Origin of the sequence: Neobacillus niacini (genome assembly GCF_036961885.1) — a bacterium.
In the GTDB taxonomy this organism is placed as follows: Bacteria; Bacillota; Bacilli; order Bacillales; family Cytobacillaceae; genus Neobacillus; species Neobacillus niacini_H.
In genome coordinates this window covers 141,850-155,285 of sequence record NZ_JBALNQ010000023.1, presented here as the reverse complement: position 1 = coordinate 155,285, position 13,436 = coordinate 141,850, and the positions used below count along the sequence as shown (strand labels likewise).

Below are 13,436 nucleotides of genomic sequence, written 5' to 3'. Positions count from 1 at the left end.
TAAAGTCTTTATCTCTCAAAAGGACCATTATTTGCTACTATTGATTAATAGTACTTATTTTAAGAGGAGATTGTATGTGATGTCTGTAACAAAAAATGTTCCATTCGTTAAAAATCAAAATTTTCTTATCGTTGCTATTGCGTTAGGCGTAATATTAAACCCACTAAATACAACGATGATTACGGTTGCATTGCCAGAGATAAAAAATGAGTTTTTGCTTTCATCAAAAGATATTGCATGGTTGATTGCTTCCTATTTTATAGTAAGTGCTATTTTTCTACCACTTATTGGTAAATTTAGTGATTATTATGGAAGAAAAAAAATCTTTCTGTTTGGACTATTATTGGTAGGTATTTCTTCCTTTACCGCTCCTTTATCGCCGAATATGCCGTTTCTATTAGGAATGCGAACCATACAAGCAATCGGAACATCCGCTCTATATCCTGCTGGGATCGGTATTGTTCGTTCATGTATAAAGAAAAATCAAAATAGAGTAATCGGTACACTATCGGTATTTGCTACCACCTCGGCAGCATTTGGACCGACAATCAGTGGGCTGTTAATTCAACAGGGCGGCTGGCATGTTATCTTTTATGTTAATTTTCCAATTATCATTATTTCTGCCATTTTGGCTGCTCTTTCTATTCCGAAAGATGAAAAGATTACAAACAAAATTTTCAAGTGGGATGGCATTGGGATAATTTTGTTTGGTCTTTTAATCTCTTTTTGGATGTATTTTTTCCAAACACTAGAAAGTGGTATAAATTTATGGGCATTAATTGGTTCTTTCGCGTTGACCTTTTTATTTTACTTCTTTGAAAAAAAGAAAGAAGAACCTTTTATCAATGTTATTTTCTTAAAGAAAAACCCCAATATTTCATCAGTGTATATTCAATATATTTTTTCAACCGTGATATTTTTTTCCCTGCTGCTTTCAATGCCGATTTATTTACAGTCTGTATTAATGCTTAGCTCCAAACAAACGGGTATCATTATGCTCTCTATTTCCGTTTTTGCCATTATTATTACACCACTAGCGACGCGTTGGATTGAAAAGTCAGGATATAGAATTCCTTTACTAACAGGGGTATTGATAGGAATAGCTGGTGTTGTCCTATTACTGACAGTCAATCATAACTCTCCACTTTACTGGATATTTATTGTGTTATCAGTCATCGGATTGAGTAATGGGTTTCTAAACATAGGTTTACAAACGCTGCTTTATTCATTTGTTTCTGTATCGGAAAGTGGAACCGCTTCAGGTCTATTTATGACATCAAGGTTCATAGGTAATATCCTTGCTTCTAGCATATTTGGTGTGATGTTTGTAACAGGAGTCAATGATACCAACCAAAATTGGATAACTATCATTTTAATCGTTGTATCTGTTATTTTACTGCCAGGAATACTGTTCATAACAAAAGACAAATCCGCAACAAATACTCCATAGCTAATTATAAAGGCAATGCGAATTCAGGGTGAATTCGCATTGCTTTTTTTGTTTTAATAGCTGGAGGTACTCCAAAAAAACAGCTTAAGGATTCGCTAATCAGTTATCCACTTGGCTCAATGTTGCTACACTCTCCTAATCCAAATGGAATACAATTTCAAGACCTGTTGATATTCTCCTCTATTTAATCTTTTTACTTTTCGCTTCTGCCTTCTTCTCATTTTCAGCGACTCTAAATTTCACAATTTCACTAATGATTCCATATGGAATCGGCTTATTTTTCGGAAACTGGACTGCCCCTTTGGAACTTTTATATTCTGATAACTCCTGTTCAAAAGTCGCAATCCCACTAGGAGTCGGATAAAATCCAATGTGATTTTTATTGGCCGCAAAATGCACTAGATTTCCATGTAAATAAAAAGTCGGCATTTGATAACTTATCTTTTCCACTGCTTCTGGTGCCGACTCTTTTATTACACTCCTTATCTTCTGTAATATTTCTTGAACTTCAATTGGAAATTGGACTATGTACTCGTCGATTGAATTAATTGTTTTATTTGCTTCCATGGTTGCTCCCTTTTTAACCTAATTTATCTTTTATAAGTCTATCCAAAATCTTTTTATAATGTTCCCATCTGCTTCGATAAAATCTGAATCTGGAATACCTCCGTTATTAATAATCGTTTTAAAGGAACCAGTATTATCTTCATCACATACCACAAGTGCTTTTTTAATTCCTAATTCTTTAGCTTTTTCAAGTGATAGAGACAATAATTTGGTCGCATAACCCTTCCTTCTCTCTGAAGGACGAATACCATAACCAATATGTCCGCCACTATTTAATAAAAACTCCGTTAATTGATGTCTAATCTTCACTACACCAAGTATTCTCTTATCTTGGTTTATTAACCAAAATGTCGAATCCGGAACCCACCCTTTAGGAAGATTAATGCCTTGCTCACTGTCATTTAAAAATTGGACCATTGCCGCAAAGTTTGCTGGGTCTTTTTTAATAACCCAAGGTACCATACTCTCTTGGCTTTCTAACCATTCTTCATAGAATGAGAGATATTCTTCTTTTAAATCTACCGTTGGTTTTGTCAAAGATAAATGTTGGCTTGATTCCATTAACACTCTTTCATATAGAACTGTATCGTTCTCTTTTTTCAAAAGAAACACATCTGGATTGCATAAAACTTTCCAATCTTCAAATCCGAATTGTTGATTATAGTGATTTAAGAGTAATGATAGTAAATTACCATGTGTAACAATGATGGTACTTTGAGCTTCACCGTTCAAAACTTCCTCAATTACTGTTACAATTCGTTTCGTTGCTTCAGTACTCGACTCCCCGCCTTCGAACTTCAATTCAAGATCATCAAAGGTGTCTCTTAGTTTTTCAAGCCAATCGGAAAGGTTTTGATTGCTAAGTACACGTTCTGTTAATAGTTCGTTTGTTTCAATCTCCAAGTTGTTTGCTATCGCAAGGGGCTCGATTGATTGTATAGCACGCTTATATGGACTTGAAATAATACGATCAATCGGAATTCCTCTAAAGAATTCAGATAAAGAGATGGCTTGTTTTAGACCTTTGTCAGTTAGAGGTGCTTCCGCCGGCTGCCCTTCAGCCTCGCAATGCCTAATCAGATAAATGTTCTTCATTGTACTTCTCTCCTATTCTTCAAATGTCTTTCTGAATCCATAAAATGGGCGATAGTCCTGACCTTCATAAAAAGTATGTGAGGTACTAGAGGCGAGTAATTCCATTCTAGTTTTGGGATAAAGACCGTGGATGTGGTGAAGTAACTCTTTCCCAAGACCTAATCCTCGATACTTCTTATCTATTAATAATTCACAAATATATAGCGTGATACGCGTGTCGGTAAGACCTCTAATATACCCCCCTATTTCCCCACCTTCGACCTCAACAACGAAAGTTACATTTGAATTTTTCCACGCCTCCATCGTATCTTCGTTCTTTTCCACTAAGTTATTCCAGCCTTCTTCTTGGTTTAACTCTTGTATTCTAGTAAAGTCACTTTCTTGATATTGACGAATATGTATATTTTGCAGGTTTAGATTCATTGGATAGCACCTCGTTAAATTGGTTATCATTTATATCGGTAATGTCAGTATTGCCATCTTTTTTATCGGATTCATCATACTCCCCTCGTGTTACTATTCAGCATTTTCTCCTTTTAATCCTTCTAAAAATAAGAATTGCCTAACCTATTTGGACTTTTGTTTTGGGGATCTTCATTAAAGATCGGAACCTCTGAAAGTTTGTGTGTCTTTATGATACAATCGTTTTTAATATCTATTAAACGAGGAGTTTAAAAATGAAAACTGAAAAAGAAAAAATGATTGCTGGTGAGCTTTATCTGGCAGCAGACCCACAATTACTTGAAGAGCGAATAAATGCTAGAAGACAAACTAGGTTATACAATCAAACCCTTGAAACGGACGAAGAAAAAAGGACAGAACTTTTAAAAGAACTGTTCGGTTCTACTGGAAAGAGTCTATACATAGAGCCAACATTCCGCTGTGATTATGGTTACAACATCCATGTTGGCGAGAATTTCTATGCTAATTTTGATTGTGTTTTTTTGGATGTTTGTGAAATCAGAATCGGTGATAACTGTTTTATTGCTCCAGGTGTACATATCTATACAGCGACACACCCTCTAAATCCAACGGAAAGAATATCAGGCGCCGAATATGGAATTCCTGTACAGATCGGTCACAACGTCTGGATAGGCGGGAGAGCGGTAATAAATCCTGGAGTAAAAATTGGTAACAATGTCGTGATCGCTTCCGGTGCAATCGTAACGAAAGATGTCCCAGATAATGTTGTCGTTGGTGGGAACCCGGCAAAGATTATTAAAAAAGTTGAAATCTAAATTTATTCATCATTTTCCTAAGGAAAAACCGGCAAATAGCCGCCCTCCATGGGCTTGCAAGATATTGTCTACCAAATTAATAATTTTACTTTTATCACCTGTTTGATAAAAAGTATCGAAAACATCGATGAAATGTTCTGCAAACGTTTCGTCATAGAGTTTTAATGACCGCACTAACCATTTTGAGGTCCCAATCCATTTACGATTGGTTCTCAAAACAAATTCACTTACCAATTCAGCAAGCGTGTTCGCAATAAATATTTCTTCTGCCCTATTCGTACATCCTACAAAATCATCTAAGGCATCTGTAATAAAGTATCGTTTTATTTTTATCATTTCATGGGTCCACTCCGCTGGGCCCTTATCTAATAAGGCTTTTGCCTCCTGTTTTATAGATTCCATTCTCTCAAAGTCTTTCAAGACAACTCCTTCAGAAACCATTCTCGGTAATGAAGGTCTCGCTCTTACGCAGTCATTGATAAAAAATTCCTTATAAGAGATTAAATTATGTACAAAGACTTCAATATTCCAACCAAAGTCTATTAAAGACTCTCGATAGGACGATTTTACAGTCTGATCAAATACAACAATATCTAGGTCAGATGTTTCTGTAGCTTCCCCTCGAACCACACTTCCTGCTAACAAGGCTCCATCACAATTCGGAAAACTTGTATGGATAAATTGCAGTGCAGCTTCGAATGGTTCTGCCTTATGAATTTCGCTCATTCTCCATCACCTCTACTGTAGTTAGTAGTTAAATTATTTTATTTTAACAGGCTCCCGATGAGAGATATCTCCTTCCAACACTATTTTAAATCCGGTTTCAGCCATTTCTACCACTGTAAGACTTGTGTCATGAATAAAAGGCGGATCCCATAAAGTTTCAATAGAAGTATTCTTAAAAAAAGAATAAAAACATTTAATTACCACTGCATGGGTTACAATTAATATATTCCCAGATTGATAATCTCTTTTTATACGATTTATCACCTGTATAACTCTTTCCCTTGTTTGTTCAAATGACTCTGCCCCATCTCGCAAAAATAAATGTGGAGCATTCCAGAAGGCATCATATTCTTTTGGATACCTTTCTTTGACGGATGAATGAGTATTCCCTTCCCAGTCGCCCATATTAATCTCTCTTAGATTTTCATCGAAAATGATTGGAATATCTCTATCCCCACGTATCAAATTAGTGGTGGCCATGGTCCTTCCACTTGGACTTGAAAATATCGCTGCTAACTCAGTTTTCTTCAGTCGTTCACCTAAAGATACAGCATTTATTACTCCATTATCTGTTAGATTCGAATCCAACCAGCCTTGCAATCTTTTTTCCCGGTTCCACTCTGTTTCACCGTGCCTTGTTATGTATAGTATGATCACAAACATCCCTGCCCTCTTTTAATTAGTTAAAACAGTAACTCACTAATGGCTTTTCTTAGGTTGTTTTTTGTCTGAATTAATTTCGTTTCTTCTTCTATGTATTCATCTTCTTCATTGGAATAAAAAGTAGCAAATGATTGATTTTTATATCTTGGCACTAAATGCAAATGGTAATGTGTTAATTCATTAAAGATTCCGCCATTTTGGCATATGGTGATGCCATCAGGATTAAATAGTTTTTTTATTGCTTTGGATAAAAGGATAGACGCCTTCATGATTGAATGCGCAGTATCTTCATCTAGTTCATCGTGGTCATAAATATGTTTCTTCGTCAAAATTAACACATGACCCTCGTTGAATGGTTCATGATCCAAGAAACAGCAAACAAAATCATCTTCGAAAACCACATGCACTGGTAGACTTTTATTAGCCAGATTACATCCTAAGCATTCCATTCAAACACTCCTTTACTTCTGGTAATCTTTAAATACCAAAAAAAGGCCGTTACTCCCGACCCTTATAATAAATTTTGAAATATTTCTAAGATGAATAAAATGAATTGATAAATCAGTGTAAGTAGCTGTTTTAAAAATTCAACCAATGAATCAAGCATCATGCACACTCCCTTCCAAATAGGAAAAAGAGTTTTTACTTTTTCCTTCGTCCTATACTATTTAATGCTTTATAGGACAAGTTTGAAACGGATAAAAGTGTACTTTTATTACAACAAAATAGAAATAATACTTTGACTCGCACTAACGATAATCATACTCTGACCCAAGCCACTCACGATTCCTGTTGATAATCGTAATGAATTATTGCTCATCCGGAATTTCCGTTTTTGTGTCCAGCCATCAATCACCATGGGCAGGTTTAATAGTACCCCCAGCCAGAATGGAACATTCAAATTCAGGAGCAATAACAATGGAAAAAATAAATAGCCTGCTAAAATTCCTGTACATCTAGCGCAAATCGGCAGCGTGTAGCCTTTTAGGGTGATACTTCTAGACTTCATCCGATGGCACGGGACAAGATAAACGATTGACTTCAACCTAGTTACAATCTGGGCTACAGTCACAATCTGGTCTCCCATCACAGTCTGGTCCACAATCAAAATCTAAACAGTCTGGCGTACAATCATATTTCTTTTTTTTTCGGTACTTCTTCTTTCCGTAAAAAAATAAAACAAACAGTAGCAAAAGAATACCTATGCCGGCTGCAATCGAACCAAATAAGATTTCACCATTAACCAGCAGCGTTGTACCAACTACAAATGCAATAATCATTCCTGTAAGCAATAGAAAAAACATAAGTTCACCTTTTCATTCTTTTAATCTCTGATTCTTTAACTTTAATTATCCTACAATTAGTAGAAAAATAGATGCGATTAAAGCTTTGCCCCCCCTAAGAAGTATAATTTTAATTATATTCCAGTTTTTAGGCAAAGACCATTTTGTTTTGGTAATAAATGAATTACCGTTGTTAATTAAAAAAGCAAGGCCCTTTGGCCCTGCTTTTTTAATTGACTATTACCTTTCCAGCCATTCCTTCATTGAAATGGTATCGACATATCAATTCATATGTACCAGGCTTTTCCGGTTTCACTGTAATGCTTATTTCTTTTCCCGGCTGGACTTCTGCGTCAATTCTAAGATCCTTCACTGTGAAGGTGTGTTTCCTCTTACCAACGTTTTTCAATATCAACGTTGTCGTTCTTCCATTTGGAATAGTGATGACCTTTGGATTAAAGTAATTATCGTTCAACTGGACCTCAATCGCTTTCGCCATTTCCATAGGCTGTGTTGCAACACGGGATTCGGCAAATACGCCGAGTGAGCCTGAAGTTGTTACAACCACAACCATTGTAATCAAAATGACCAATCCTGTTAACCACTTTTTCACAGACATTTGCAATCCCTCCTTTCCTAAAAATTAGTTTTCACCAATTCATTAATTATTATCAAAAGGTTTAATAGCAATAGGAAACTGAGACAGTTAGTTTTTTGCTCAGCTCTCTTAGCTATATTAAAATTCAGGTAGCTGATCAAGGTTGTTTTCTTTAATACCATCTGGTTCACTGCGAATGATGTCTCTGCCGTATTTATGGAAAACATCTATATGAGCGATCTGACCAGATTTCGCTTCTGTAAGGGCGGTGATGTAATCCAACTCCCGTCCAGAACTTGTTTTGAAAGCGATGATGTCCCCATCATCGTTCTTCCTCACAGCCACAATTTCTTCTTTTCCATCTTGGTTGCTTTGACCAACCTCAATCTGAGCTTGCTGCTTGTATTCTTCATAGACTTTTTCGAAATTCTTATCTACTATTTTAACCACCTCCGAACGTATGTTAGTATTTTGTGGATAATTGTAAACGAATATGCAAATTACACAAAACGGACAAAAAAAGACGATTACCTATTGTGGTATAATTTACCTGATTGGGGGCGATCACATGGAATTAAGTGATAAAAATGTTTGGTTTTTTATTAAAGATTCTCAGCAGCAGGGTCCAGTATGCTTGTTTGAATTAAAAAAGTTAATCGAACAAAGAGTCCTATCTGGTGATACCTATGTCTGGAATAAATCAATGAACAGCTGGCAAATGGCCAAAAGTCTCGAACTATTTTCTGATTCTATTTTCGAATCTACACGCATCCATCTCCTCCCAGATAAATTCAAAACTAATGCAGAATATGAAGAGGCTACCTATCCAAATGGAAGGCCCTATGTTCGCTACTTAGCAAGATTTTTAGACCTATCCTTATTTTCCCTTTTTATTATCACTTTACTATCCATTTTTTCACCAACTTTCATAGCAGAAACTTCCAACTTTTATGTATTTATTCTTTGTTTAATTTTATGGATCATAGCTGAACCAGCAATCATTGCTATTTTTGGCAATACTATTGGAAGGGCTTTCTTAAATACAAAGATTAAAAGCGTGGATGGAGAGAAAATCCATTTTATTACTGCCTTTAAGCGAAGTTTTTTTGTTAATGTTTTAGGTATGGGTTTTGGGATCCCGATTCTTACCTTTATTTGCTTCTTTTTCTCCTATCGTGACTTAAAAGGGCATGGAATGTCTGCTTGGGATCATAAAATTGGTACAGTTATCTTATATGGAAAAGTAAGTATTTCCAGGCTTTGTATTGCCTCCTGCATTCCTGTTGGGATGTTGGCGGCAGGGGTTTTTATATAAAAAGAAGCTGGTTATTGTTGTTTAGGTCAACGATAACCAGCTTCTTTTTCGATTGTTAATGTAATGTCAGGTCATGGCGATTTACCGTTAAGGTCTCTTCTATGTTTACCAATACTAAAATCATACAAAAAATAACTAAGAGATTAAAAAGAATAACACTCCAAACTAGCAAATAACCAATCTCCACTCCAGCTTTCATTTGAAGAAAAACCATTGCGGTCAATGCTGTCAGCAAAGTTATTTCCTTTATGATGATCACAGGAGCCAGCAAATAACCAAATGGGTTTCTCAAAATCAGCAAAACACCGGCAAGCAAACCGACTGGAATGACAAACCCAAGATCTAGTGCCTGAATGACAAAAGTTGTATAGTGCTGCAGATCCGCAGGTGGCGTGTTGTTTAAGAGTGGAAAACCTAGTTTCCCTGTCCACATCATTCCAAACACAAACGAAACAAATAATAAGAAACCACCTAAAAATTTCACCGGAAGTTTTTCCGAAAAATATAATGGTAATTGGTCAACATCATATTGCATCATCATAAGGGTAAAGGCAAAGAAGCTGGCTGACATGAGGGCAACATAGACGAGAAACATGGAATTATACATGGAAAGAAATGAGTAAGAGGCATAGGTGTATAGGAAATATCCTAATGTTCCCGTTAGGAGTAGGCTACCTTTAAGCAGGCCTTTTCTATAAAAATAAAATGATAATAATAGCAATGGAACTCCTAAAAGCAGCGTAACATAATCCTGGGCGAGTGCTTGAGCAGCCATTGATACCGATTCATGCTGATAAAGCCCCTTACCATAGATAGAAATAGTCTCTCCAAATATTGATTTGTATTCAAATTCACCTTGACCTTGATTCGAGAAAATGGCGTTAGTAGTAGCAATGATTGACAATAAGGCAATGACTAAGACTAGTAGGCTTATGGTCCTTTTGTACTTCATGATTGAAATCCTCCTTTCAGAATTTATTATTTATATATATAGTTCTATACATTAATGCTTCTGCCTTCTTGTTCACAAAAGGTTCAGAATTTACGAATTTACTAGAATTTTCACTCTAAATAAGAGATAATCAAATCATATTATTTTTCCATTGGAGTGTGAACGGATGCTGTTTTTAGATAAATACCATGACCCTCGAAAAAATGCACAACTCCTCTCACAAATTACAGGAAATCAACTAAATTATAAACAGGTACTCTCTGAAACAGATAGGCTTTTTCAACAATGTGTGGAAAAGGTTCCTGTTCCGCAACCCAGTAATAGCCCCAGCCCGCTAACATTATCTCAAAAAATCAATGAAGAGTTATTTCGCCTTTTTGCTAAACCTACACAAATAGTAGAGCCGACACAAACACATGTGGATTCTGAAGGAAACGTGGTTCCTGAATGGAAAACGATATTGGATGAGGAGTACGAGCACTTACTCCATTCCATAACGAAAGAGGTAAATATTGAAGATTATGGCGGGATTGGAGATGGAATAACGGACAATACAGTTGCATTTAAAAAAGCAATCGGTAACGGCCGAGTAAAAGTAATTGTTCCGGAAGGTGTATTTTTTACAAAAGGAATTTGTCTACCATCTTGGACCTATCTAGTAGGGGCAGGAAAATGGAAAACAACCATTAAACTTCATGATGACGCTCCAAAAGGAACAAGATTAATTACCAACACCAACCATTGGAGAGGTAATCATCATGTTTTGGTGCAAGGACTGAGTTTAGACTGGAATGTCGAAAGGCTCGGAAACGCAGAAAAGACAAGTACTTGGGGTAATTATTCAAGCTGTTTAACCTATGCGAATGTTACCTATGGCTGGGTAAAAGATGTAGAAGGTATTAACCCTGGACTCCATTGCTTTGATATTTCCTCTACATTGTACAATTATGGCGGGGACGGATATCGTGCCAAAGGCGGCAGCAAGTATGTTTGGCTTGATAATCTTAATGGATATGGATTTGGAGATGACGGGATTACTACCCATCATAGTGATTACATTTTTATTTCTCGCTCTCATATGTGTGACCCAAGCGGCCGGGCCCACAATAGAGGTTTTTCAAATTCAAATGGAATTGAAGTGGATGACGGGTCATCTAATGTCCTCCTTGTTAATAATTCGACTACAAGATGCTTTGGGGGAGTCGAAATAAAGGCTCATCAAAATTCCTCTGCAGCCTCTAATGTAAAAATTGTTGGGCATATTTCAGTAAACGATAACAGGTCATATAATTTCCGCCATATTGGTCATCACAAAAGTACGGACCCCGAATCGAAAACTGCCTACAATATTGTTGCGATTAATCTTGCAGCGATTGCACCTATTTTTACAAATCTTTATCAATATTCCACTCCACGTGGCTTGGTTGTTTCTGCTTATAAAAATGTCGTTATTAATCACTTTTCTTTGATTGGTGACCCGGAATATAACTATCAGGACAACCCCGTCATTGCGATTCAGTATCGTGCAAGGAATGTTATTCTAAACAACATTTCTATCAAGAATTTTAAAAGTGCTGGTGTAGGTATTAAAATTTATGGAGGAAGTAACAAGGCTGATTCTGTGACTATCAGTAACGTTGAGGTTCGTGATTCTGCTACAAAAGCAATTGATATAGGTGCCGGTGTTAAGGATATTTTGGTTAAAAAGGTAATAGTAGAGGAAAAAGCGTCAAAGAAGTAAATCTTTTAAATAAGTTGTCGTGTCCTCAAATAATCAGCAAGTGTAAAATAAGCGGAGGTTTTCCGCGTAATTTTAGAATGGAGCTCGTTTCGAGGAAAAATAAGGGGAGGTTTTCCGCTTAAGCAAAGCAAAATCTCCCATTTTTGACTTTTTCGAGTCAATAGGCGGAATCTCTCCGTCTATTTAAGCCTTTTTTAATGAAAATTACGACTTACCCGGAATTCTTCCGTCTATTTCTCAGCTCAGGTGTTTAACCTGATCCTCAAACCGATAAGTGAGGAACTTCAAAGGATCCATTTAGGTAATCATCTATGACGCTTTTCTTCCTTTTCAACCACGATTTCATCGACTAGCTTTTCAGCGACTTTTCGATATAAATTACTCATATGAACAAGTGAAGAAATCATTAATACCTGCTCTAAGTAAGGTGAATGCCTATCCTCCATTTTTGTAACTTCATCCATAACATCCTTAACCCTCTCATCGATATCCTTATTGAAATCCGCTACATTCTTTTTAGAAAGAGTTAAGTAACTCGTGTAAAAAGAATCTAACTCGATATCCTCTTTGATGATCCTCTTATTAATCCCATCAAGTGTTATCTGAATATCGTTAATGGAGAGAGATCCCTTTAGCTGATAAATTAAGCTCATCAAAATCAAATGCTCTTTGGAGTATTTCTTATTTTTTATTGGAAAAATTAGCTTCCCTTTTGCGTAGTTATTAATCATTGTCTTCGTAAGAACTTTTTCTTCTTCATTTCGCTTTGAGTCAGCAAATTTGCTCTCAAATAGCTGAATAACCTGGTCCATATATAAATCAATATCTGGTATGTCATTCAGTTTAAGATTGGATTCCAGCCCAAGCTCATTAATAATTGCGTGGATCTTTTCCATTAAATTAACCCCGTTCCTAGTCGTGTATATAAAACATTATATCGTAACAATTTATCATTGACTAGATTATATTTTGTTAGTATGATTATAAGTAGTTATTAAAACTACATGTTGCATTGGGAGGGTTATTGGATTGAGCAATTATATTCGTGAACCAATTAATGGACTCACACATTTAACAGGAGCACTCTTATCATTTGTTGGACTTCTAGCAATGGTAATTAAAGTGTCAAGCACCACCTCGTCTAAAATGGCCATTACAGCGGTCATCATTTTTGGGATTAGTATGATCCTCCTTTATTCTGCATCCGCCACCTATCATATGGTAATAGCAAGAGATCACGTCATTGCATTCTTAAGACGCCTGGACCATTCGATGATATTTATATTAATCGCAGGTACTTACACACCTTTTTGCTTTATCAGTTTGAATGGAACAACAGGAAATATTTTATTTTCCATAATTGCTGCAGTAGCGTTAAGCGGAGTTGTTTTTAAGATGGTCTGGTTTAATTGTCCACGCTGGATTTCAACAGCACTGTATCTTGTTATGGGCTGGATGATTGTGTTTGTCTTCTCTCCTTTAGCAGGAAGTTTAGAACCTACAGGCTTATTCTTATTAGTACTTGGCGGCATATTTTATACAATTGGTGGAGTCATTTACGGGGCTAAACCAAAATTTCTTCAATCGAAATACATGGGCTTTCATGAGATTTTCCACATTTTTATTATGCTTGGCAGCTTGTCTCACTTTTTATGTGTGTTCTTTTTTGTTATCTAAGACTCTTTTCTACAAACGTTTCAATGACTGCCTTATATAAAATAGAAAATGCCTCCTGTGACGACAGAGGCATTTTCCATTTTTAATAAAAATACATAAGGAATAACTTGAACCTGCATAATAATAAAAAG

At 36.1% G+C, this 13,436-nt stretch carries 17 protein-coding genes and 1 pseudogene; 5 read left to right on the top strand and 13 right to left on the bottom strand.

Translation table 11 applies throughout. The features are described 5' to 3' along the window. The first annotated feature begins 79 nt into the window (after positions 1–79). Positions 80–1,450: an MFS transporter gene (locus V7124_RS11515; protein ID WP_335489105.1), complete on the top strand. Its 1,371-nt coding sequence runs from the start codon at positions 80–82 to the stop codon at positions 1,448–1,450. A 180-nt stretch (positions 1,451–1,630) separates the two neighbouring features. On the opposite strand, the gene V7124_RS11510 is transcribed toward V7124_RS11515, so the two are convergent. The 4 genes and pseudogenes from V7124_RS11510 to V7124_RS11495 form a co-directional block, all read right to left on the bottom strand. Next, entirely contained in the window at positions 1,631–2,017 is a 387-nt protein-coding gene (locus V7124_RS11510) for an iron chaperone (RefSeq protein WP_335489102.1), read from the bottom strand. A gap of 30 nt (positions 2,018–2,047) precedes the next feature. Beyond that, complete coding sequence (locus tag V7124_RS11505) at positions 2,048–2,578, bottom strand: GNAT family N-acetyltransferase (RefSeq protein ID WP_335489150.1); 531 nt, start codon at positions 2,576–2,578, stop codon at positions 2,048–2,050. Between the two features lie 108 nt (positions 2,579–2,686). Next, positions 2,687–3,112, bottom strand: a pseudogene (locus tag V7124_RS11500) (histidine phosphatase family protein); the annotation flags it as partial. A 12-nt stretch (positions 3,113–3,124) separates the two neighbouring features. Beyond that, positions 3,125–3,535 carry a GNAT family N-acetyltransferase gene (locus tag V7124_RS11495; RefSeq protein WP_335489100.1) on the bottom strand — a complete coding sequence of 137 codons (411 nt, stop codon included), beginning with the start codon at positions 3,533–3,535 and terminating at the stop codon, positions 3,125–3,127. 254 nt (positions 3,536–3,789) lie between these two features. Between V7124_RS11495 and V7124_RS11490 the strand changes: the two genes are divergently transcribed. Then, on the top strand, positions 3,790–4,350 hold the full coding sequence (locus V7124_RS11490) for a maltose acetyltransferase domain-containing protein (protein ID WP_335489097.1): 561 nt from the start codon (positions 3,790–3,792) through the stop codon (positions 4,348–4,350). A gap of 9 nt (positions 4,351–4,359) precedes the next feature. Here the strand turns inward: V7124_RS11490 and V7124_RS11485 are convergent, their stop codons facing one another. The 7 genes from V7124_RS11485 to V7124_RS11455 all read right to left on the bottom strand — a co-directional run bounded on the left by V7124_RS11485 (position 4,360) and on the right by V7124_RS11455 (position 8,061). Beyond that, a complete protein-coding gene (locus tag V7124_RS11485; RefSeq protein WP_335489094.1) occupies positions 4,360–5,076 on the bottom strand; it encodes a nucleotidyltransferase domain-containing protein in 717 nt (238 codons plus the stop codon). A gap of 33 nt (positions 5,077–5,109) precedes the next feature. After that, positions 5,110–5,739: a histidine phosphatase family protein gene (locus tag V7124_RS11480; protein ID WP_335489090.1), complete on the bottom strand. Its 630-nt coding sequence runs from the start codon at positions 5,737–5,739 to the stop codon at positions 5,110–5,112. A 20-nt stretch (positions 5,740–5,759) separates the two neighbouring features. Next, entirely contained in the window at positions 5,760–6,188 is a 429-nt protein-coding gene (locus tag V7124_RS11475; protein WP_335489086.1) for an HIT family protein, read from the bottom strand. A 266-nt stretch (positions 6,189–6,454) separates the two neighbouring features. Beyond that, entirely contained in the window at positions 6,455–6,811 is a 357-nt protein-coding gene (locus tag V7124_RS11470; protein WP_335489083.1) for a DUF2085 domain-containing protein, read from the bottom strand. Beyond that, positions 6,786–7,019 (bottom strand): hypothetical protein, encoded by a 234-nt coding sequence (locus tag V7124_RS11465; protein WP_335489080.1) that lies wholly within the window; start codon positions 7,017–7,019, stop codon positions 6,786–6,788. Before V7124_RS11465 ends, V7124_RS11470 begins: the two co-directional genes overlap by 26 nt. A gap of 232 nt (positions 7,020–7,251) precedes the next feature. Continuing rightward, a complete protein-coding gene (locus V7124_RS11460) occupies positions 7,252–7,641 on the bottom strand; it encodes a cupredoxin domain-containing protein (RefSeq protein ID WP_335412370.1) in 390 nt (129 codons plus the stop codon). A 117-nt stretch (positions 7,642–7,758) separates the two neighbouring features. After that, positions 7,759–8,061, bottom strand: coding sequence for a DUF3892 domain-containing protein (locus tag V7124_RS11455; protein ID WP_335412372.1), 303 nt, complete (start codon positions 8,059–8,061; stop codon positions 7,759–7,761). Between the two features lie 127 nt (positions 8,062–8,188). Between V7124_RS11455 and V7124_RS11450 the strand changes: the two genes are divergently transcribed. Further along, positions 8,189–8,935: an RDD family protein gene (locus tag V7124_RS11450; RefSeq protein WP_335412374.1), complete on the top strand. Its 747-nt coding sequence runs from the start codon at positions 8,189–8,191 to the stop codon at positions 8,933–8,935. A gap of 55 nt (positions 8,936–8,990) precedes the next feature. Here V7124_RS11450 and V7124_RS11445 read toward each other — a convergent pair whose 3' ends face one another. Next, entirely contained in the window at positions 8,991–9,887 is an 897-nt protein-coding gene (locus tag V7124_RS11445) for a hypothetical protein (protein ID WP_335489077.1), read from the bottom strand. 166 nt (positions 9,888–10,053) lie between these two features. On the opposite strand from V7124_RS11445, the gene V7124_RS11440 reads away from it, so the two are divergent. Beyond that, positions 10,054–11,628: a glycosyl hydrolase family 28-related protein gene (locus tag V7124_RS11440; protein ID WP_335489074.1), complete on the top strand. Its 1,575-nt coding sequence runs from the start codon at positions 10,054–10,056 to the stop codon at positions 11,626–11,628. Positions 11,629–11,933: 305 nt separating this feature from the next. Here the strand turns inward: V7124_RS11440 and V7124_RS11435 are convergent, their stop codons facing one another. After that, positions 11,934–12,524 carry a DUF1836 domain-containing protein gene (locus V7124_RS11435; RefSeq protein WP_335412380.1) on the bottom strand — a complete coding sequence of 197 codons (591 nt, stop codon included), beginning with the start codon at positions 12,522–12,524 and terminating at the stop codon, positions 11,934–11,936. 133 nt (positions 12,525–12,657) lie between these two features. On the opposite strand from V7124_RS11435, the gene trhA reads away from it, so the two are divergent. Next, on the top strand, positions 12,658–13,305 hold the full coding sequence (gene trhA, locus V7124_RS11430) for a PAQR family membrane homeostasis protein TrhA (RefSeq protein WP_335412382.1): 648 nt from the start codon (positions 12,658–12,660) through the stop codon (positions 13,303–13,305). Positions 13,306–13,436: the final 131 nt, after the last annotated feature.